Consider the following 19,993-nt stretch of genomic DNA (forward strand, 5'->3'; position numbering starts at 1 on the left):
GCTCCTGTTGCCTGACATCGCGATGAGCCGAGCGTAGGCTCGGCTCTACAGATGCCTCTGCAGGCTTCAGCGCGCGGCGATGAACGCAGCAATCGCTGCGCGCAGGCGCTTGAGGCCTTCGGCCACTTCTTCGTCGGTGATGTTCAGCGACGGCACGAAGCGCAGCACGTCCGGGCCGGCCTGCAGGGTCAGCAGGCCCTGCTCGGCGGCGTGGTCGAGGATCGCACCGGCCTGGCCGGCAAAGTCCTTGCTCAGCACCGCGCCCAGCATCAGGCCACGGCCACGCACGTCGCTGAACACGCCGAATTCTTCGTTGATGCGCGCAAAGCCATCGCGCAGCGCCTTCGACTGGCGGCTGACATTGGCGGCGATCTCCGCAGAGGCCAGCTTGCGCAGCGCAACGCGTGCGACCGCAGCGGCCAACGGGTTGCCACCGAAGGTGGTGCCGTGCGCACCGAACTGCATGGTTTCGGCCACCTTCGGGCCGGCCAGCATCGCACCGATCGGGAAGCCGCCACCCAGCGCCTTGGCCAGGGTGACCATGTCCGGCACCACGTCGTCCTGCCAGTGCGCGAACAGCGTGCCGGTGCGGCCCATGCCGGCCTGGATCTCATCCAGCACCAGCAGCGCGTTGTGCTGGTCGCACAGCTCGCGCACGCGCTTGAGGAAACCGGACTTGGCCGGCATCACGCCGCCCTCGCCCTGGATCGGCTCCAGCATCACCGCTGCCACGTCACCGGCGGCCATCGCAGTTTCCAGCTGCACCTCATCGTTGAAATCGATGTAGCGGAAGCCACCGGGCAGCGGCTCGTAGCCTTCCTGGTACTTCGGCTGGGCAGTCGCGGTCACTGCGCCCATGGTGCGACCGTGGAAGCTGCCGCGGAAGGTGATGATCACCCGCTTGTCGGCCGGGCGGCCCTGGCTGGAGGCCCACTTGCGGACCATCTTGATCGCCACTTCATTGGCTTCGGCGCCGGAATTGCACAGGAACACGCGCTCGGCGAAGCGGCTGGCCTTCACCAGCTCCTCGGCCAGGTGCAGTGGTGGCGCGCTGTAGAACACGTTGCTGGTATGCCAGAGCTTGCCGGCCTGTTCGACCAGCGCGGCCACCAGGTCCGGGTCGTTGTGGCCCAGGCCGCACACGGCGATGCCGGCGGCCAGGTCGATGAACTCACGGCCCTGGCTGTCCCACACGCGGGCGCCCTGGCCTCGCTCCAGTACCACCTGGCGGGGCTTGTAGACCGGCAGGTAATAGTGCGAAAGGGAGATCAGCGGATCGGTAGCGGCGGTCATGGCAGTCGGCAGGATTCAGGAATCCCCATTCTCGCGCCGGAACCCCTGCGGCACAATGCGCCCATGCGACCGTTTTCCGCCCCCCAGCTGAACCCCGCCACCGAGACCGGCTGGCGCCGCCGGTGGTTCGACATCATCTACCGCCACGACACCCGCCCTTCGCGCAATTTCGACCTGATCCTGGTGGTGGCGATCGTCGCCAGCATCCTGGTGGTGATGATCGACAGCGTGCAGCACCTGCACGCCGAATGGTCCACCGGCCTGTACATCCTGGAATGGGGCTTCACGATCATCTTCACCGCCGAGTACCTGCTGCGGCTGGCGGTGGTCAAGCGCCCGCTGCGGTATGCGGTGAGCGTCTGGGGCATCATCGACCTGCTGTCGATCCTGCCCGCCTACCTGTCGATGTTCATCCCCGGCGCGCAGAGCCTGCTGGTGGTGCGCGCACTGCGCATCCTGCGCGTGTTCCGCATCCTCAAGCTGACCCGCTACATCGAAGAAAGCGGCGTGTTGATGACGTCGCTGTGGCGCAGCCGGCGCAAGGTGCTGGTGTTCCTGTTCACGGTGATCACCATCACCATCATCGCCGGTGCGCTGATGTACGTGATCGAGGGCCCCGAACACGGCTTCACCAATATCCCGGCCAGCATGTACTGGGCGGTGGTGACCATGGCCACGGTCGGCTTCGGTGACATCGTGCCGCAGACCGTGCTCGGCCGCTTCGTCACCTCGGTGCTGATCCTGATCGGCTACAGCATCATCGCCGTGCCCACCGGCATCTACACCGCCGAACTGGCCAGCACCATGCGCGAGGCCGAACAGGCCGCGCGCCGCGATGCGCGTGGCTGCCCGGACTGTGGGCTGGAAGGCCATGAGCCGGATGCACTGCACTGCCGCAAGTGCGGTGGCAAGCTGCCGGATGCGTTCAACCATTGATGCAAGCGCCGGCGATGTACACCGGCGCTCGCCGATCACGCCATGAGCGGGAGCGCTACTGGCGGTTGCTCTGGAAAACGAGCGAGTTGTATTCCTGCATCAGCTTGCTGGCCGAACCGCGCGGCGCCATCGACGGCGAATCAAGCATGCGTCGTTCGAAATCGGTGTAAGGCTTTTTCTCACTGACGCGCTGCAGCCGCTCCTTGCCTTCGCGCCGGAAATTCTCGGCACCACGTTCGAAGCCTTCCCAGTCCGACTTGCCCGGCTCCAGGTCGGCAACCTTGGCGTGCGCTTCATCGGAAATGCGGTTGAAGGCATCCAGGCGTTCGCGGGCCTTGGCCTGATCGAAATCATCCTCGCTCATCAGATCCATGATGGCCTTGGCCTCCAGCATCATCGCCAGGCGGTAGTACTCGCGCGTGCGCCCCTCAGCCTGCTCCAGCGCCTTGAGCTGCTCGCGCTGGGCGGCGTCGTTCTGGCGCTCCAGCTCGGCATTGAACCTTTCGCTTGCAGCCACGAAATCCTTGAAGGCGGCCATCAAGGGCGCGTGCATCTGCTTGCCCTTGGCAAACTGATCGTCCTCGTAGTCCTGCCGATCATAGTAGTCGTGCGCGTCCTTGCTGACCGGCACCAGCGCCTTCAGCGCCTGCTGGTAATGGCCTGCAGCAGCATCGAGTTCGGCCAGCGCCGGCTTGGCAGCGATCGCCCCGGTCACCGGAGCGTCGCACTGCTTCATGTCGTAATCGCTGATCTCGAACGGTCCGTACACGTGCGTCTCGCGCCCGGTCGGGCCAGCGTCGACATCCTTGATCCAGCGCGTGTAGGACTGGATGCTGCCGTGGGTCTTCGAATCCAGCGCGTTGAAGCAGCCGATGTAGGCGTTGAGCTTGGCGGTCAACTGCTGCTGTGTGTCGGACGGCGCCGCGCTGGCGTCCGGCGTGCCGGAGGCAGCGGCGCCGCCCGCAGCTGCGGGGGCCTTGCCACCGCAGGCGGTCAGGATCAACGACAACGAAGCGGCCAGCGCCGCGACGGAAAGAGTGCGTGACATGTGTTCACATCCCTGTTGAAAACGATTACAGCCACGTATTCTAACGCAGCAGGCCAAGGGTCGCAGCCCTCGGCCTCTTCCGGCGATGCGCGATCAATCCAGGAACAGATCCGGCAACAGCGCGCGCGACGGATCCACCGCATAGCCCGAAAGATCGGTAATACCGGCCTGCGCCAGCACTTCATCGTCGATCAGGAACCGGCCGTGGAAGCCGGCCGCTTCGCGCACCAGCACCGCGTGTGCGGCATCGGCCATGATCTGTGGCGTGCGGCAGCCAGCCGCATCCACGCCCGGAATCATGTTGATCGCATCGGTGGCGATGACGGTGCGCGGCCACAGCGCATTCACCGCCACGCCCTGCGGGCCGAATTCCGCGGCCAGGCCCAGGGTGACGAAGCTCATGCCCATCTTCGCCAGCGTGTAGCCGGTATGTGCGCCCCACCACTTCGGCTCCAGGCTCGGCGGCGGTGCCAGGGTCAGGATGTGCGGGTTCGGCGCCTGCAGCAGGTACGGCAGGCAGGCCTGCGCACACAGGAAACTGCCGCGCGCATTGACCTGCTGCATCAGGTCGAAACGCTTCATCGGCGTATCCAGCGTGCCGCGCAGCCAGATCGCGCTGGCGTTGTTGATCAGGATGTCGATGCCACCGAAGGTGTCGACCGTGGCCGCCACCGCCGCCTGCACCTGCTCTTCCTCGCGGATGTCGCACTTCAGCGCCAGGCCCTGCCCGCCTGCAGCCGTCACCGCTTCGGCGGCGGTGTGGATGGTGCCCGGCAGCTTCGGATTCGGCACCGACGACTTGGCCGCAATGGCCACATTGGCGCCGTCGCGCGCAGCGCGCAGTGCGATGGCCAGGCCGATGCCACGCGAGGCACCGGTGATGAAAAGCGTTTTGCCCTGCAGACTGCCCACGTTCCACACTCCAGCGTATGCAATGAGCCGCTAGTATGCCGCGCCGACGCGGAGTTCACCCGCCCTTGACGATACTCGGGCCTCCAGACAACGCACGAGGTCCACGCCATGCGCCGTTCCCGCCTGTTGCTGCCTGCCCTGGGGCTTGCCCTGCTGACCGCCTGCCAGGGCCGTTCGCCGGAACCCGGAAAGGAGCCGCCCGCCGGTGACGCGCCCAGTGCGGAGAAGGCCGCCGCCGACGGCAAGATGCGCTGGAGCGAGGCGGTGGTCTGGGATGGCGACCTCAACGCCTGCCGCCAGGGCGAGAATGCGGCCACCCGGGATTGCCTTCGCGACGCGATGCGCGCCGGTGGCGCCAGTGCCGAGGCCATCACCGCCGCCGAGCAGTTGTCCACCGGCGGTGAGTTGGCCTATGTGACCGCATGGCACGAGAACGAAGGACTGGGCATTGCCACGGTCGAGTATCCGTTCCGCGCCAACACCAATGAAGGTACCCGCCTGGTCGATGCCAGCGGCAAGCGCATCGATGTGGATGCCGTGCAGTTGGACGACACCCTGCGTGCCGACCCCACTGTGCAGGAACTGCTGAAGGCCAACCCGCAAGCCACGCCGTTCGCACCGGCGCAGTCGGCCGGCGCCTCGCCGTTGGAGAATGGTGGCATCCGCCTGCTGTACCGCACGCCGCTGCGCGACTGCCACGCCTGCCCGGATGTCGGGCAGTTGCAGATCGCCTACGACTTCGACGCCAAGCGCAACTTCATTGGCCAGCAGGTGGTGCCGGCGACGCCGTAAGGCCACCGCCCCCTGTAGAGCCGAGCCATGCTCGGCTCTACATTTCTATTCCTGGTACAGCACTGCCACGCCATCACCACGGGCAAGCCGTTTCACCTGATCCAACGTATCCACCGCCATCACGGAGTACGTGACCTCCACGCCGGAGTGCAGGCGCCCCTCGGCGGTGTCCTGACCAGGCTCCACAGATATCAGCTTGCGGATTCCGGCGAATCGATAAAGGTACGGCCTACCGTCTTCACCCACCAGGCGACCGGTCAGATCCTCATACCCGGAAGCAAGCGCTTCTGCATTCTCAAGAGCGTGTTCATCGTTGTCGGCACTGATCAGGTACACGTTCTCATGCACCAGGAACGAGCCCTGGCTTGGGCTCTCGTAATAGAAAATTGCGTGCGCGCAATACCACATGCATCACCTCGATCATTCTCTTGCGGATTGTCCCTGGATGTCGCGAGCCTTCTGCTGCCGATGGAATCCACATTCATGCGGCACTGGGCAATGAGCCGTTTAGCCGTTGAGCAGCCCGCAGATCACAAACCACATCCACGCATGGCGTGGATCTAGCGGTACACCTGCACCTGCTTTTTCAACAGATGCGGCACGATCAACCGGTGCACCGGCGCAACCGGCAGCATGTACACGCGCCCGAACGCGTTGTGCGTATGCACCACGGTCGCCACTTCCAGCACGTCGCCCTGCCACTGCAGGGCCAGCTGCACACGCAAGTGGCGGTCGTTGTCCTCCAGCACGATGGCATCGTCATCCATCGACTGCAGGGTGAAGATGCCCAGCCGCTGGCCCGGTTGAGGATCTTCGACAACCTGCACCGCCCGCAACGAGCCCAGATGCTTCATGCCGAGCAGGCGCATGCCGTGGTTGCGCAGCGCCATCAGCCCATCGAACCAGCCGGGAATGGTCGCCGCCATGTCGCGGTAGGCCTGCAGTGCGGTACGCCCGTCGCGCCGGGTGGTGGCCTGACAGGCGTGCACGAAGTCGGCACCAGGCAACTGCGCACGCAACACATTGCCCGCGCTCGGCGGGCCGGTCACTATCCGCGAAGCCTTCACGGCTTGGGCCCCTGCCCTTCGTTGTCTTCCCAATGCAGGATGCGGCGGGTGACGAAGCGGTAGACCGGCTTGCCGGTAGCAAACCACAGTTCGCGCACCCACGAGGTGCGCTTGAGCAACCGCTTCTCCACCGGCGTAAGCAATTCACGGCAGTACATGCGCTTGTGCTTGAGCAGGTGGCGCAGGTCCTCGCGGGCCAGCAGGCGCATCCAGCGCGAGCGCGGGTTGCCGATCACCGCCAGCTGGAAGTCGATCAGCGCCGGCCGTCCATCTTCAGTGACCAGCCAGTTGGCTTCCTTGGCCAGATCGTTGTGGGCCACGCCGTTGCGATGCAGCTGCTGCAGCAGCCGGCGCGCGGCGCGGAACCAGGCCAGGTCGCCGCGCGGCGGACGCTGGTACATGGCGTCGCCGGCCATGAAGCTGCGATCCAGGTGATGGCCATTCCAGGCCAGCAGCTGCGGTACGTCGGCCATGCCGTGAATGTGCTGCAGCGCGCAGGCTTCACGGCGGGCCAGCCACCACGCAGGCAGCCGCAACCACAGCGGCGTGGCGCCCAGATCACGGCGCACGAAGGGGCCATCGAGCCCTTTCACAAGGAGGATCCGGCCGAAGCTGTCGGCCTTCAAAGCATGCGGTTGAGCGTCAGGCGTATGCGGCATGGGCCCATTCTAGGCGATGGCACTGGTTGCAAACGGTCACGAAGCGGCTGGGAACCAGTCACCTTCACGCCCCTATAATCGGGCAATGGACTCTTCATGGATCGACGCCACCCTCGCGTGGATTGCCGCTCATCCCGTGTTGGCGGGTGCGGTCATTTTTCTGATCGCCTTCTGCGATGCGGTCATCATTCTCGGCGCGATCGTGCCGGCGCTTCCGTTGCTGTTCGCGGTGGGCGTGTTCATCGGCCTGGGCCAGATCTCCGGGCCGTACGCGGTGGCGGCGGCAGCCCTGGGCGCGTTCGCCGGTGACGGCATCAGTTACTGGATCGGCCGCCGCTGGGGCGACCGGCTGCGTGGCGTGTGGCCGTTCAGCCGCTACCCGCAGCTGCTCGACCGCGGCGAGAACCTGTTCCGCCGCAACGCCTTCAAAAGCATCCTGATCGCGCGCTACGTCGGCGCGATCCGCCCGTTCGTGCCGGCCATCGCCGGCATGATGAAGATGCCGGCCAGCCGCTACGTACAGGCCAGCGGCATCGCCAGCATCTCCTGGGCCGTGTTGTTCCTGGCCCCGGGCTGGATCCTCGGTGAGGCGTATGACGCGGTGGCCGCCGTGGCCGGACGACTGGTGGTGGTGGTCGGCCTGCTGGCGGTGATCCTCGGCCTGGTCTGGGCCATCGTGCTGTATGGCTACCGCTGGTCGGCCGCGCGCATGGACAACTGGCTGGCACGCCTGCTGGACTGGTCCAACCGCCACCCCACGCTGGGCCGCTATACCGTCGGCGTGCTTGATCCCAAGCGCCGTGAATCGGTGCCGCTGGCGATGCTGGCGTTGATGCTGCTGGTATTGGGCTGGGGCTGGTTCGCATTGTTGACCGTGGTGGTCGCGCACGGCGAGCCGCTGGCGATCGACCTGCTGGTGCACCAGGCCATGCTGGCGCTGCGTAACCCGCTGGCCGATTACCCGATGGCCGCGCTGGCGTCGCTGGGCGCCTGGCAGGTACTACTGCCGGCCACCGCTGCAGCGATGGGCTACCTGATCTGGCGCCGGCGCTGGATGGCGGCCGCCCACTGGCTGGCCGCGCTGGCGTTCGGCCTGGCGCTGACCATGCTGCTCGGCGCCACCGTGGATGTGGTGCGCCCGGTCGACGCCAGCAGCGGCTTCGGCTTCCCTTCGGTGTCGGTGACCATGGCCACCATCACCTTCGGCTTCTTCGCAGTGCTGATCGCGCGTGAGATGCCCGGCCGCACCCGCGTCTGGCCGTACCTGGTGTCGGGCATCGTGGTCAGCCTGATCGGCTTCTCGCGCCTGTACCTGGGTGCGCATTGGCTGAGCGACGTGATCGGCGGCATGTTGTTCGGCACGTTCTGGCTGCTGGTGCTGGGCATCGCCTACCGCCGCCGCTTCAACCGCTCGTTCTGGGTGAAGCCGGTGGCGTGGCTGTTCTACGGCGTGTTCGCCGTCGCCGCGATGTGGTACGCACCGCGCAACATCCCGGTGAAGCTGGAACGCTTCGAGCCGACCCTGCCGGCCCCGCAGGCAATGGACACGCAGGCCTGGTGGCAGCACGACTGGGCCACGCTGCCGGCGCGTCGCAACGAGTTCGACGACGACCAGCGCTGGCCGCTGGACGTGCAGGTGGCCGGCCCGCTGGCACCGCTGCAGGCGCAGCTGGAAGCACGCGGCTGGAAGCGGCAGGAACAGGCGGGCTGGCAACAGGCGCTGCTGATGCTGGACAAGAACACCGGCGCCGACGAACTACCGGTGCTGCCGGCCACGCTGGACACCCGCGTGGAAGCACTGCTGATGGTGCGCCAGGGCGCGCAGCCGGATGAGCGCTATGTGCTGCGCCTGTGGCCGGCGCCCGCGCAGCTGCAGCCGGGCAGCACGCCGCTGTGGCTGGGCAGCGCGCAGACCCTGCGCTACGAGCGCCACTTCGAATGGATCGGCATGTGGCACCCGCTGCGTGGTGTCGACCCGGCATTGAATGCCGTGAAGGACGCCGTGCAGGACCTGCCGCAGCGCGAGGATGTGCACAGCGAAACCGGGTTGCCGGTGCTGCGGTTGAAGACCACCACGCCCTGACCGGTACCGGTGCGCGGCCACCCACTGTAGAGCCGAGCCCATGCTCGGCTGCCCTCCGCGGGATCCATCAAGCCGAGCATGGGCTCGGCTCTACAGCAGATCCACGCCATGCGTGGATGGCATTCCCCGCATACCCCAGCGTGTGCACCAAGGTGCACACCCACCCGGGGCGGGCTGCTACGGCATCCAGCCCAGCAACTGCTGCAGTCGCTGGTGCGGGTCGTCCATCTGCAGCAGCTGCAACCGCTGCTGCTCGCTCAGCGGCAACAGCTCGGCCAGCCGCCAGCCGACCCAGCTGGCCTGGTCCAGCAACGCCGGGTTGGCCGGTGCATAGGCTTCACCCGCCTGTTCGATGATGTGCCCCAGCACCGTGGCCAGCAGCGCATGCTGCGGCCGCAGTTCGTCGTCGGGGTCTTCCTCGCACCAGCGCACATCGGCCACCACCAGCCCGTTGTCGCGCACACGGGTGCGCTCGACATGGAAGCGGCGGGTGCCGCGCAGACGCAACTGCAGCACGCCGTCGGCGCCGACATCGAAGTCTTCGATGCGTACCTGCACGCCATACGCGGCCGGCGTTGCCGGGGCTCCCACTTCCTGGCCGTCGAGGATCAGGCAGACACCGAAGCCCTCACCACTGCGGCCGCTGTCGCGCACCAGATCCAGGTAGCGCCGTTCGAACACGCGCAGGCCCACCGCCGCACCTGGCACCAGCGTGGTGTGCAGCGGAAACAGCGGCAGCGAACCGTCGACGCTCATCGGGCCTGCAGCGCGGCAAGGAAGCGGCGCGGTGCGCCGTCGAAGCCACCGTTGGACATGAACACCACGTGGTCACCCCTGCGCGCGCTGGCCTGCAATTGCGCCAGCAGCGCGTCGGTATCGGGCACCGCGTGCGCTTCGCCACGCACTGCGGCGATCACCGCAGCAGCATCCCAGGCCAGTTCCGGGCGATGCAGGAACACCACTTCATCGGCCAGCGCCAGCGAGGGTGCCAGCGCCTGCGCGTGTGCGCCCAGCCGCATCGAATTGCTGCGCGGCTCCATCGCGACCACGATGCGCGCATCGCCCACCTTGGCGCGCAGCCCTTCCAGCGTGGTGGCGATTGCGGTCGGGTGGTGGGCGAAATCGTCGTAGACGGTGATGCCCTCGTGGCTGCCGATCACTTCCATGCGGCGCTTGACGCTGCGGAAGCGCGCCAGCGCCGGGATCACCTCGGCCGGCGCAACACCCACCGCATGTGCGGCTGCCAGCGCCGCCAGGCCGTTGAGCACGTTGTGGCGGCCCAGCAACGACCACTGCACATCACCCAGTGCCTGCCCGCGGTGGTGCACGCGGAACGCGCTGCCATCGGCAGCGAGCAGTTCCGCATGCCACTCCAGCGATGGATCGAAGCCGAAGCGCTCGATCGGGGTCCAGCAGCCCATCGCCAGCACTTCGGCCAGATGCTGATCCTCGCCATTGACGATCAGTCGGCCACGCGCCGGCACCGTGCGCACCAGGTGATGGAACTGGCGCTGGATCGCGGCCACGTCCGGGAAGATGTCGGCGTGATCGTATTCAAGGTTGTTGAGGATGGCCACCAGTGGCCGGTAGTGCACGAACTTGCTGCGCTTGTCGAAGAAGGCGGTGTCGTACTCGTCGGCCTCGACCACGAACTCGCGGCCCTGGCCCAGGCGGGCGGAGACGCCGAAATCCTCGGCGACGCCGCCGATCAGGAAACCGGGAGAACGACCGGCGCTTTCCAGCAGCCAGGTGAGGATGGTGGTGGTGGTGGTCTTGCCATGGGTACCGGCCACGGCCAGCGTGTCGCGGCCCGGCAGCACCTGTTCGGACAGCCACTGGGCACCGGAAATGTAGCGCTGGCCGGCGTCGAGCACGGCCTCAACGGCGGCATTGCCGCGCGAGAGTGCGTTGCCGATCACCACCTCGTCGGTGCCCGGTGGCACGCTGTCGGCGCGGTAGCCCTGGTCCAGGGTGATACCCAGCTGCTCGAGCTGGGTCGACATCGGCGGATAGATGGCCTGGTCGCTGCCACTGACCGTATGGCCCAGTTCCCGCGCCAGGGCGGCCACGCCGCCCATGAAGGTGCCGGCGATTGCAAGGATATGTACGCTGCTCATGACCGAGGATTGTGACCGATGACGGCTGTATAGGGCCAATGTCCGATCCGGGGTAAGACAAGTCCTACACAGGATGTGAGAAAACTCCAATCTTCTGTCAGGGAAATCCCGATAGCGATGTTCTGTGAACCCGGACACAATTCGAACTGCCAGCCGCAGTACCCGAACCGGTCCTACTCCCCAAGAGGCCATCCCCAAGGGAGCTCATGCTGCGGGGGCCCTGAGCAAGCCCTCTGCTGGCGCCTATCAAACGACACAGGCCTGGTCCTCGCGGACCAGGCCTGTGTTTTTTGCGCCCGAAGGGCCGGCAGTGCACCGGCCCTGCAGGATCAACCCTTGATCGCCGCCAGGATGCGGGCTTCGATCTCGTCCAGCTCGCCGACGCCATCGACGCGGGCCAGGGTGCCACGGCCGGCGTAGAAGTCCACCACGGGGGCAGTCTGGTCGTTGTAGACCTGCAGGCGCTGGCGCACCGCTTCCGGCGTGTCATCGGCGCGGCCCTGCTCCTTGGCGCGACCGGCGATGCGGTCGACCAGCAGCTCGGTGGCCACGTCCAGCTGCACCACGGCATCCAGCGGCTGGCCGATCTTGGCCAGCAGGCCGTCCATCGCATTGGCCTGGGCCACATTGCGCGGGTAACCATCGAGGATGAAGCCCTTGGCGACATCGGCCTGGGTCAGGCGCGACTCCAGCATGCCCAGCAGGATGTCGTCCGACACCAGGTTGCCGGCATCCATCACCGTCTTGGCCTGCTTGCCCAGCTCCGTGCCGGCGGCGATTTCCGCGCGCAGCATGTCACCGGTCGAAATGTGGGCGATCCCCAGCTTTTCCTTCAGGCGCGTCGCCTGTGTCCCCTTGCCCGAACCGGGCGGTCCCAACAGAACCAATCGCATTGACCTGACTCCAACGTGTTGAAAACAAAGAAGGTTCGCGTCCCGGACGGACCGGTATCGCTGCACCGCAATAGCGCCACTTTACCGCATCCGGGTAATGTCCCTGCAATGTCCCCTCCCCCGAGCAGGTAGAAGCATGCGCAACGGTACTCTCCTCTACGCCCAGTCCGGCGGTGTCACCGCGGTCATCAATGCCACGGCGGCAGCGGTGATCGAGCAGGCCCGGGCCAAGGGCATCAAGGTCCTTGCCGCCCGCAACGGCATCCTCGGCGCGCTGCGCGAGGAGCTGATCGACACCAGCAAGGAGAGCGCCGCCGCGATCCGCGCCCTGGCCCATACCCCGGGTGGCGCCTTCGGCTCGTGCCGGGTGAAGCTGAAATCGCTGGACGCCGACCGCGCCCGCTACGACCGCCTGCTGCAGGTGCTGCGCGCGCACGACGTGCGCTGGTTCCTCTACAACGGCGGCAACGACTCGGCCGATACCGCGCTGAAAGTCTCGCAGCTGGCCAAGGCCTCCGGCTACGACCTGACCTGCATCGGCGTGCCCAAGACCATCGACAACGACCTGGCAGTGACCGACACCTGCCCCGGCTTCGGCTCGGCGGCCAAGTACACCGCCGTCTCGGTGCGCGAAGCGGCGCTGGACGTGGCGGCGATGGCCGAGACCTCCACCCGCGTTTTCATCTACGAGGCCATGGGCCGCCACGCGGGCTGGCTGGCTGCGGCCGCGGGCCTTGCCGGCAACGGCGATGACGAAGCGCCGCACATCATCCTGCTGCCCGAACGCGCCTATGACGAGGCGGCGTTCCTGGCCAAGGTCAAGGCCGTGGTCGACCGCGTCGGCTACTGCATGGTGGTGGCGTCGGAAGGCATCGCCACCGCCGATGGCCGCTTCGTCGCCGACGCCGGTGGCGGCAAGGACTCGTTCGGGCACTCGCAGTTGGGCGGCGTGGCCGCGCACCTGGCCGGCCGGGTCAAGGACCAGCTGGGCCTGAAGGTCCATTGGGCGCTGCCCGATTACCTGCAGCGCTCGGCCCGCCACCTGGCCAGCAAGACCGACTGGGAGCAGGCGCAGGCGGTCGGCAAGGCCGCGGTGCAGCTGGCGCTGAAGGGCCAGAACGGCGTGATGCCGGTGATCGTGCGCAGCAGCGACGCACCGTACCGCTGGAAGATCGAAGCGGCGCCGCTGTCGAAGATCGCCAACCATGAAAAGAAGATGCCCGCCGGCTTCATCCGCCGCGACGGCTTCGGTATCACCGCCAAAGCGCGCGCCTACCTGTCGCCGCTGATCAAGGGCGAAGCCCCGCTGCCGTATGGCACCGATGGACTGCCCAAGTACGTCACCCTCAAGAACGTGGCGGTGAAGCAGAAGCTGCCGGCCTTCGAAGGCTGAGGTGCACCTGCGCCCTGTGCGGAGCGCAGGGCACATTGCAGCGACCACCGAAGCACCCCACAATCGGGCTCCGGCCCGGGGCAAAGGGGCCGCCGCAAGCCAGATTCGACGCTGCCCGGCCACCTGGCCTGGGCCTGTGCTGCCATTTCACAAGGACTGTAACCATGAAGCACCCGATCCTGATCGCCGCGCTGCTGTGCGGTGCTGCCGCACCCGCCTTCGCTGCGACCTGCGAAAGCAACTTCCAGAAGAAGGGCAATCCCTTCGTCGGCACGACCTTCACTTCATCGGTCACCCATCCGGACCTGACCGTGGCGAGTGCCATCGGCCAGATGCGGGTGATCGCCAAGAACGCCAACATGGACGTCCTCAGCGAGGACGTGGAAGGCGGCTCGATGCTGATCGAAGAGCCGGAATCCATGGCCCACAAGCCGATCCCGATGATCATCAGCGCCACTTCCGAAGGCGGCCAGGGCACCGTCGGCATGGTGGTGAAGGTCAACAAGGGCGCCATTGCCTCGGCCGATGGCGTGCGTGAAGAAATGTGCAAGCTGCTCAACCAGATCAAGCCGGGCAAGGCTGGCGAACAGGCAGCCAAGGCCACTCCGCAGGCGTCGGTGGTAACGATTGCCGCCGACCGCTTCGGCTTCCAGCTGCGCAACCAGAACAAGGACAACCCGGCCGCGGTCGAGCCGCGCTACAAGGGCAAGACCTACGCCATCACCGGTCGCATCACCACCGTGCTGCGCAGTGGCGGCACCTACAACACCAGCTTCGACCTGCCCAGCGATGGCAGCATCGACTTTGAGCGTGTGGCCATTTCCTGCTCGTTCGCAGCCAACCAGGCCGCGTATGCGCTGGCCCTGCGCCCGCGCGAGAAAGTGACGCTGACCGGCGTGGTCGACAGCTACGACCAGATTGGTCGTGTGCTGTGGCTGAAGGACTGCCGCGGCAACTGATCCGCTGCCGGCATTGGAAAAGGCCCGGGTGCGCAGGCGCCCGGGCCTTTTCGTTTCCACAGCGGTTCACGCCTGGCGCACGTGCATCGCTGGATGATGGATGCGCCGCCTGGAGATCATCATGGCATTGCGTGTTGTTCGACTGGGTATGCCGCGCCACCCCAGCGAGGGGCTGCGTATCGGTACCGTGCGGCGCCCGCCGCGTGGCGTGCCGCGCAGCGAGTTCGCCCGGCAGGACTGGTATGACGTCTGGTTCCCGACCCTGTCACCCAGCGCCGAGCTGGTGAAGCAGGCGCATGAGGCGAAGTCGGCCGCCGACTGGACTGCGTTCTTCCGCCACTACAAGGCCGAGATGAGGGCGCCGGATGCGGCCCACGCGCTGGACCTGCTGGCCGCGATGTCACGGCACAGCGACATCAGCGTAGGGTGCTACTGCGAGGATGAAGCGCATTGCCATCGCAAGGCATTGCGCGAGTTGCTGGTAGCGCGGGGAGCAATGCTGGCGGAGTGATCACCCAGATGCCGGCCAGCGGCCGGCACTACCGGGGGATGACTGCGTGGGTGCACCGCCCACGCAACTTCAATTGCAGGCCTTGCCTTCCATCTGCAGCTGCGCGGCGAACATGGTCACCTGCGGAATCTGGCCGGCCGCGGCCTGCTTCTTGGCTTCTTCCAGATAGATGCGCGACTGGCCCTGACCGTCCAGCTCGACCTTGTTGCTCGACGGCAGTCGCCACACGCGCACCACCGCCTGCTGTGCCGGGCATGCTGCGCTGGGCACGCGGATCACATCATTGAGCTTCCAGCCCTTGTCGGCACTTGGCTGTGCCTTGGCGTAGTCGACGAAGCGCGCGCGTGGCTGGCACTGCTCGCTGGTCCGCACCGGCGCAAAGCGGTACGGCTCGGCCGCCTGGCCGGTGAAGGCACCTTCCAGGCGCGCGCAGGCCTCGGGGATCTGCCGCAGGGTGTGCACTGCGCCCACTGCCTGGGGAGCACCCACGGCGCGCTGCAGCTCCGGGGTTTCCGCGGCGAGTGCCGGTACGGCCGGGACCAGGGCGGCAAGCATCAACAGGGACAGGCGCATGGGGAATCTCCTACGGGACTGTGCGCAGGCTTGCAGAGGCTGGCTTAACGGAGTGCAAAGGCCTGCGGCTCTCGAATCTTGCCCCTGGCCCGGCGCCATGCGCCGCGGCTCGCAGGAGCCAGTCGAGCACGGCTCGACTCTACAGTGCGCCGAACGCATACTGCGGGCACCAGGGAATGCTGAACACCGCCATACGTCGGACGACCACCAAGGTCGGTACGGGTTGGTTCCAGGCTGCAGCCCGTCGTCCCCCTCGTGGTGCCGTTCATCGCCACTGGATGCCTACATCCATTCTGCGGAGGGGTCTAATGCTGGAACGTCACGGGCTTTCATTGGCGCTGGGCTGCGCCATTCTCGCGATCCTGTTCGGAATCGTCTCGGCGCGCTGGATCCTGCGCCAACCCACCGGCAATGAACGCATGGTCGCGATCGCCACCGCGATCCAGGAAGGTGCGCGTGCCTACCTCAACCGCCAGTACCTGACCATCGGCGTGGCCGGCGTGGTGCTGTTCGTGCTGGTCGGTGTGTTCCTCAGCTGGTACACCGCGATCGGCTTCGCGGTCGGCGCGGTGCTGTCCGGCGCGGCCGGCTACATCGGCATGAACGTGTCGGTACGCGCCAACGTGCGCACTGCCGAAGCTGCACGCCACGGCATCAGCGCCGCAATGGACGTCGCCTTCCGCGGCGGTGCGATCACCGGCATGCTGGTGGTCGGCCTGGGCCTGCTGGGCGTGGCCGGCTACTACGCATTGCTGCTGCGGATGGGCCTGCCGATGGAACAGGCGCTGCACGCGCTGGTCGGTCTGGCGTTCGGTTCGTCGCTGATCTCGATCTTCGCGCGTCTGGGCGGCGGCATCTTCACCAAGGGCGCCGATGTGGGCGCCGATCTGGTCGGCAAGGTCGAAGCCGGTATTCCCGAAGACGATCCGCGCAACCCGGCGGTGATCGCCGACAACGTCGGTGACAACGTCGGCGACTGCGCCGGCATGGCCGCCGACCTGTTCGAGACCTATGCGGTCACCGTCATCGCAACGATGCTGCTGGGCAGCCTGATGCTGGCCGAGGCGGGCGCCAATGCGGTGCTGTATCCGCTGGTGCTGGGCGGTGTGTCGATCATCGCCTCGATCATCGGTGCGCTGCTCGTCAAGGTGAAGCCTGGCGGCTCGATCATGGGCGCGTTGTACAAGGGCGTGATCGTCTCCGGCGTGCTGGCCGCGATCGCGTTCTACCCGATCACCACCGGGCTGATGGCCGACAATGTGCATGGTCCCATCGCGCTGTATGGATGCGCGCTGATCGGCCTGGTCCTGACCGGCCTGATCGTGTGGATCACCGAGTACTACACCGGCACCCAGTACAAGCCAGTGCAGCACGTGGCGCAGGCGTCGACCACCGGCCACGGCACCAACATCATCGCCGGCCTCGGCATCTCGATGAAGTCCACCGCGCTGCCGGTCGTGGCCGTGTGTGCAGCGATCTGGGGCGCGTTCGCGCTGGGCGGCCTGTACGGCATCGCCATCGCCGCCACCGCGATGCTGTCGATGGCCGGCATGATCGTCGCCCTCGATGCCTATGGACCGATCACCGACAACGCTGGCGGCATCGCCGAGATGGCCGAGCTGCCCTCGGAGATCCGCGACATCACCGATCCGCTGGATGCGGTGGGCAACACCACAAAGGCGGTGACCAAGGGCTATGCGATCGGCTCGGCAGCGCTGGCCGCACTGGTGCTGTTCGCCGACTACACGCACAACCTGCAGGCCGCGCATCCCGGCCAGGAGTTCCGCTTCGATCTCAGCGACCACACGGTGATCATCGGCCTGCTGATCGGTGGCCTGATCCCCTACCTGTTCGGTGCGATGGCGATGGAAGCGGTCGGCCGTGCAGCAGGTGCGGTGGTGGAGGAGGTACGCCGCCAGTTCCGCGAGATCCCCGGCATCATGCAGGGCACCGGCAAGCCGCAGTACGACAAAGCGGTGGACATGCTGACCCGCTCGGCCATCCGCGAAATGATCGTGCCCTCGCTGCTGCCGGTGGCGGTGCCGGTGGTGGTCGGCCTGCTGCTCGGGCCGCGCGCACTGGGCGGCCTGTTGATCGGTACGATCGTGACCGGCCTGTTCGTGGCCATCTCGATGACCACCGGCGGCGGCGCCTGGGACAACGCCAAGAAGTACATCGAGGACGGCCACTTCGGTGGCAAGGGCAGCGAAGCGCACAAGGCCGCAGTGACCGGTGATACCGTCGGTGACCCGTACAAGGACACCGCCGGCCCGGCAATCAACCCGCTGATCAAGATCATCAACATCGTCGCGCTGCTGCTGGTACCGCTGTTGTAGATCCACGCCATGCGTGGATGGCGGCGCCGAATGGGGTCAGCGCCCTTTCCTGCGGAAAGGGATCCGACCCCATCGTCAATCACCGCCCGCGCAGGAAGAAGGACACCGGCACCATCACGTCCACCGGGTCGCCGGCTACCTCGGCCGGCGGCGCCGGTACCGGGCTGGCACGTCGCACGGTGTCCAGCGTCTCCTGGTCGAGCAACGCGAAGCCACTGCTGCGGCCCAGTGTCAGCCCCGAGACCGCGCCATCCCGGGCCACGGCAAAACGCACGTAGACCACGCCCTGCTGGCGCAGCCGCTCGGCCTGGCGCGGATAGCGCCGATGCTTCTGCAGATGCCCGAGCAGGCGCCCCTCCCAGGTGGCCTCGGCGCGACTGCGCTCGCCGGCGGTGGTCTGCGGTGCGGTGTAGCGTGCGGCCGCGTCGGCCGCCACCTGCGGCGGTGCGCTGGTCTGCGCGACATTGGCCTCGGCGGTGTCCGGCGAGGGCGTCGGCTCCGGCGTACGCGGCGGTGGCAGGTCACCCTGCGGCTGCACCGGTGCCTTGGGTTGCTCACGCAGGGCCGGTTTCGGCGCCTGTCGCTGCTGTTGCTGTTGCAGCGGCCCAGTGGCAACCTCGCGCGGCGGCACCGGAGGCGCCTGTGCCATCGGCGCCAGCTCCAGCATCAATGCAGCGGGCGGCGCTGCGGCGGCCACCGCCGGTGCGCGCGCCGCCCACCAGCAGGCCACGCTGACCAGCAACGCATGCACCAGCAGCACGATCGCCAGGCTGGTCGCCCAGCGCCGCAGTCCGCTCATCGCGCGCCCTGCTCCAGTCCAACCAGTGCCACCTTCAGGTAGCCCGCCGCACGCAGCGCATCCAGCGTTGCCATCAGTTCACCGTAAGGCACGCGGGTATCGGCACGCAGGAACAGGCGTTGCGAGGTGTCACCGTGGGTGGCTACCTGCAGCGCAGCGGCCAGCCCGTCGCGTGCCACCGCCTGCTCGCCGACACGCAGCGACAGATCGGCCTGCACGGTCACGTACACCGGCGCCTGTTCCGGCGGCGTGGCACTGGCACTGCTGGCCGGCAGCTGCACCGGTACCGACACGGTGGCCAGCGGTGCCGCCACCATGAAGATGATCAACAGCACCAGCATCACATCGATGAAGGGCGTGACGTTGATCTCGTGCGATTCTTCCGGCGTGTCGTCGCGGTCGGACGCGGTCCTGATGGCCATCGCCGCCTCTCAGTGCACCGCACGCAGCGACGCCGCTGCAGCGCGTGGAAGGGCGCGGTCGAGATCGCGCGAGATCAGCTGCTGCACGGCCGCCGACAGATCGCCGAGCAGGCCACGCAGACCGGCCAGCACGCGACTGAAGTGGTTGTAGACCAGTACCGCCGGGATCGCGGCGACCAGGCCGAGCGCGGTGGCCAGCAGCGCCTCGGCGATGCCGGGTGCGACCACCGCCAGGTGGGTGGTGTTGCTGTGGGCGATACCGATGAAGCTGTTCATGATGCCCCACACCGTGCCGAACAGGCCGACAAACGGCGCCACCGCGCCAATGCTGGCGAGCACGCCGATGCCGCGCCGCTGCACGCGTGCGGCTTCCAGTTCGATGCGGTCCAGGCGCGAGGCGATGCGTTCCTTGATGCCGTCGCGCCCTTCCAGATCCTGCGACAGGCGCAGTTCGGTGCGGGCCGCATCCAACATCGCCAGCGCAGTGCCCTGCTGCACACTGGTATCGGCGCTCTCGCCGGGCAGGCTCGGCGCCTGCAGCAACAGCGCGCGCGCCGCCCGCAGCTGCCGGGCCTGGCGGGCCAGCTCCCAGCCCTTGGCCAGCAGCACCGTCCAGGTGGCCAGCGACGCCAATGCCAGCGCGATCATCACGGCTTTCACCACCACGTCGGCGGCCAGGTACATGCCCCACGGGGTCAATGCGGGGGCGGCCACAGGAGCCAGGTCAGCAGGCAGCATCGTCTCGGTTTCCATCAGCATCAGGGGTCGCTGCGCGACGACGGGCCGCGCGCGGATCATGGGCGTCGTCCACTTCCACGACCGGATGGGGCTCCAGCCGCGGTGCGGGTCGACTGAGCACGTAGCCGGCGCTGACCGCGAAGAACAGGCCCACGCCCAGCAGAAGACGCCACGACGGGTGCGCACCCCAGCAGAACAGGGCAAAGCCCACCGCCATGCCGGCACTGGCGAACGCCTTGCCCTTGCGCGACACCGCCCCCTGCTCACGCCACAGCCGCAGTGACGGCCCGTAGCGCGGATGTGCCAGCAGGCGCTGCTCGAACTTCGGCGAGCTGCGTGCGAAGCAACCCACGGCCAGGATCAGGAAGATGGTGGTCGGCATCACCGGCAGCAACGCGCCGATCACCCCGAGGCCGACCATCAACCAGCCCAGCGCGAACCAGAGCCAGCGCATCAGCGTTG

Annotated in this window: 21 protein-coding genes; 7 read left to right on the plus strand and 14 right to left on the minus strand. The window is 67.2% G+C overall.

Going from position 1 to position 19,993, the window contains the following annotated elements; all coding sequences use genetic code 11:
• Nucleotides 1–66: 66 nt before the first annotated feature.
• Nucleotides 67–1,293: an acetylornithine transaminase gene (locus tag AC5P6E_RS01025; RefSeq protein ID WP_010484016.1), complete on the minus strand. Its 1,227-nt coding sequence runs from the start codon at nt 1,291–1,293 to the stop codon at nt 67–69.
• Nucleotides 1,294–1,356: 63 nt separating this feature from the next.
• Between AC5P6E_RS01025 and AC5P6E_RS01030 the strand changes: the two genes are divergently transcribed.
• Entirely contained in the window at nt 1,357–2,229 is an 873-nt protein-coding gene (locus AC5P6E_RS01030; RefSeq protein ID WP_010484015.1) for an ion transporter, read from the plus strand.
• 55 nt (nt 2,230–2,284) lie between these two features.
• Here AC5P6E_RS01030 and AC5P6E_RS01035 read toward each other — a convergent pair whose 3' ends face one another.
• Together AC5P6E_RS01035 and AC5P6E_RS01040 are read right to left on the minus strand one after the other, a co-directional pair.
• Nucleotides 2,285–3,277, minus strand: a complete 993-nt coding sequence (locus tag AC5P6E_RS01035) for a YiiG family protein (RefSeq protein ID WP_478413798.1) — start codon at nt 3,275–3,277, stop codon at nt 2,285–2,287.
• A gap of 93 nt (nt 3,278–3,370) precedes the next feature.
• Entirely contained in the window at nt 3,371–4,189 is an 819-nt protein-coding gene (locus AC5P6E_RS01040) for an SDR family oxidoreductase (protein WP_329767144.1), read from the minus strand.
• A 108-nt stretch (nt 4,190–4,297) separates the two neighbouring features.
• Between AC5P6E_RS01040 and AC5P6E_RS01045 the strand changes: the two genes are divergently transcribed.
• Nucleotides 4,298–4,981, plus strand: a complete 684-nt coding sequence (locus tag AC5P6E_RS01045; RefSeq protein ID WP_019338777.1) for a hypothetical protein — start codon at nt 4,298–4,300, stop codon at nt 4,979–4,981.
• A gap of 45 nt (nt 4,982–5,026) precedes the next feature.
• Here AC5P6E_RS01045 and AC5P6E_RS01050 read toward each other — a convergent pair whose 3' ends face one another.
• The 3 genes from AC5P6E_RS01050 to AC5P6E_RS01060 all read right to left on the minus strand — a co-directional run bounded on the left by AC5P6E_RS01050 (nt 5,027) and on the right by AC5P6E_RS01060 (nt 6,707).
• Complete coding sequence (locus AC5P6E_RS01050; protein WP_019338778.1) at nt 5,027–5,389, minus strand: DUF4288 domain-containing protein; 363 nt, start codon at nt 5,387–5,389, stop codon at nt 5,027–5,029.
• Between the two features lie 152 nt (nt 5,390–5,541).
• Nucleotides 5,542–6,048 (minus strand): DUF2867 domain-containing protein, encoded by a 507-nt coding sequence (locus AC5P6E_RS01055; protein WP_019338779.1) that lies wholly within the window; start codon nt 6,046–6,048, stop codon nt 5,542–5,544.
• A complete protein-coding gene (locus AC5P6E_RS01060; RefSeq protein WP_019338780.1) occupies nt 6,045–6,707 on the minus strand; it encodes a phosphotransferase in 663 nt (220 codons plus the stop codon). Before AC5P6E_RS01060 ends, AC5P6E_RS01055 begins: the two co-directional genes overlap by 4 nt.
• Nucleotides 6,708–6,792: 85 nt before the next feature.
• Here AC5P6E_RS01060 and AC5P6E_RS01065 point away from each other — a divergent pair, with 85 nt between their 5' ends.
• Nucleotides 6,793–8,790, plus strand: coding sequence for a bifunctional DedA family/phosphatase PAP2 family protein (locus AC5P6E_RS01065; protein ID WP_329835482.1), 1,998 nt, complete (start codon nt 6,793–6,795; stop codon nt 8,788–8,790).
• A gap of 177 nt (nt 8,791–8,967) precedes the next feature.
• On the opposite strand, the gene AC5P6E_RS01070 is transcribed toward AC5P6E_RS01065, so the two are convergent.
• The 3 genes from AC5P6E_RS01070 to AC5P6E_RS01080 form a co-directional block, all read right to left on the minus strand.
• Nucleotides 8,968–9,546: an LON peptidase substrate-binding domain-containing protein gene (locus tag AC5P6E_RS01070; protein WP_019338782.1), complete on the minus strand. Its 579-nt coding sequence runs from the start codon at nt 9,544–9,546 to the stop codon at nt 8,968–8,970.
• The gene (gene mpl, locus AC5P6E_RS01075; RefSeq protein WP_019338783.1) at nt 9,543–10,907 is read right to left on the minus strand and encodes a UDP-N-acetylmuramate:L-alanyl-gamma-D-glutamyl-meso-diaminopimelate ligase; all 1,365 of its coding nucleotides are present in this window, start codon (nt 10,905–10,907) and stop codon (nt 9,543–9,545) included. The genes AC5P6E_RS01070 and mpl overlap by 4 nt, the downstream gene beginning before the upstream one ends.
• A 329-nt stretch (nt 10,908–11,236) precedes the next feature.
• The gene (locus AC5P6E_RS01080; protein ID WP_010484004.1) at nt 11,237–11,800 is read right to left on the minus strand and encodes an adenylate kinase; all 564 of its coding nucleotides are present in this window, start codon (nt 11,798–11,800) and stop codon (nt 11,237–11,239) included.
• Nucleotides 11,801–11,936: 136 nt separating this feature from the next.
• On the opposite strand from AC5P6E_RS01080, the gene AC5P6E_RS01085 reads away from it, so the two are divergent.
• The 3 genes from AC5P6E_RS01085 (at nt 11,937) to AC5P6E_RS01095 (ending at nt 14,663) form a co-directional block, all read left to right on the plus strand.
• Nucleotides 11,937–13,193: a diphosphate--fructose-6-phosphate 1-phosphotransferase gene (locus AC5P6E_RS01085; protein ID WP_019338784.1), complete on the plus strand. Its 1,257-nt coding sequence runs from the start codon at nt 11,937–11,939 to the stop codon at nt 13,191–13,193.
• A 164-nt stretch (nt 13,194–13,357) separates the two neighbouring features.
• Nucleotides 13,358–14,152, plus strand: a complete 795-nt coding sequence (locus tag AC5P6E_RS01090; protein WP_019338785.1) for a hypothetical protein — start codon at nt 13,358–13,360, stop codon at nt 14,150–14,152.
• 121 nt (nt 14,153–14,273) lie between these two features.
• A complete protein-coding gene (locus AC5P6E_RS01095) occupies nt 14,274–14,663 on the plus strand; it encodes a DUF488 domain-containing protein (RefSeq protein ID WP_029550884.1) in 390 nt (129 codons plus the stop codon).
• 69 nt (nt 14,664–14,732) lie between these two features.
• Here the strand turns inward: AC5P6E_RS01095 and AC5P6E_RS01100 are convergent, their stop codons facing one another.
• Nucleotides 14,733–15,236: a hypothetical protein gene (locus AC5P6E_RS01100; RefSeq protein ID WP_010484000.1), complete on the minus strand. Its 504-nt coding sequence runs from the start codon at nt 15,234–15,236 to the stop codon at nt 14,733–14,735.
• Nucleotides 15,237–15,544: 308 nt separating this feature from the next.
• On the opposite strand from AC5P6E_RS01100, the gene AC5P6E_RS01105 reads away from it, so the two are divergent.
• On the plus strand, nt 15,545–17,572 hold the full coding sequence (locus AC5P6E_RS01105; RefSeq protein WP_019338787.1) for a sodium-translocating pyrophosphatase: 2,028 nt from the start codon (nt 15,545–15,547) through the stop codon (nt 17,570–17,572).
• A gap of 79 nt (nt 17,573–17,651) precedes the next feature.
• Here AC5P6E_RS01105 and AC5P6E_RS01110 read toward each other — a convergent pair whose 3' ends face one another.
• The 4 genes from AC5P6E_RS01110 to AC5P6E_RS01125 are packed head-to-tail and all read right to left on the minus strand — an operon-like array spanning nt 17,652 to nt 19,985.
• Entirely contained in the window at nt 17,652–18,371 is a 720-nt protein-coding gene (locus tag AC5P6E_RS01110; protein ID WP_057502939.1) for an energy transducer TonB, read from the minus strand.
• Nucleotides 18,368–18,793 (minus strand): TonB system transport protein ExbD, encoded by a 426-nt coding sequence (gene exbD, locus AC5P6E_RS01115; RefSeq protein ID WP_010483997.1) that lies wholly within the window; start codon nt 18,791–18,793, stop codon nt 18,368–18,370. The genes AC5P6E_RS01110 and exbD overlap by 4 nt, the downstream gene beginning before the upstream one ends.
• 9 nt (nt 18,794–18,802) lie before the next feature.
• Entirely contained in the window at nt 18,803–19,531 is a 729-nt protein-coding gene (gene exbB / locus AC5P6E_RS01120; protein ID WP_029550885.1) for a tonB-system energizer ExbB, read from the minus strand.
• Nucleotides 19,518–19,985, minus strand: coding sequence for a YbaN family protein (locus tag AC5P6E_RS01125; RefSeq protein WP_019338794.1), 468 nt, complete (start codon nt 19,983–19,985; stop codon nt 19,518–19,520). The genes exbB and AC5P6E_RS01125 overlap by 14 nt, the downstream gene beginning before the upstream one ends.
• Between the last annotated feature and the right edge of the window lie 8 nt (nt 19,986–19,993).

It is taken from the genome of Stenotrophomonas sp. YJH_SMC_16 (genome assembly GCF_059367875.1).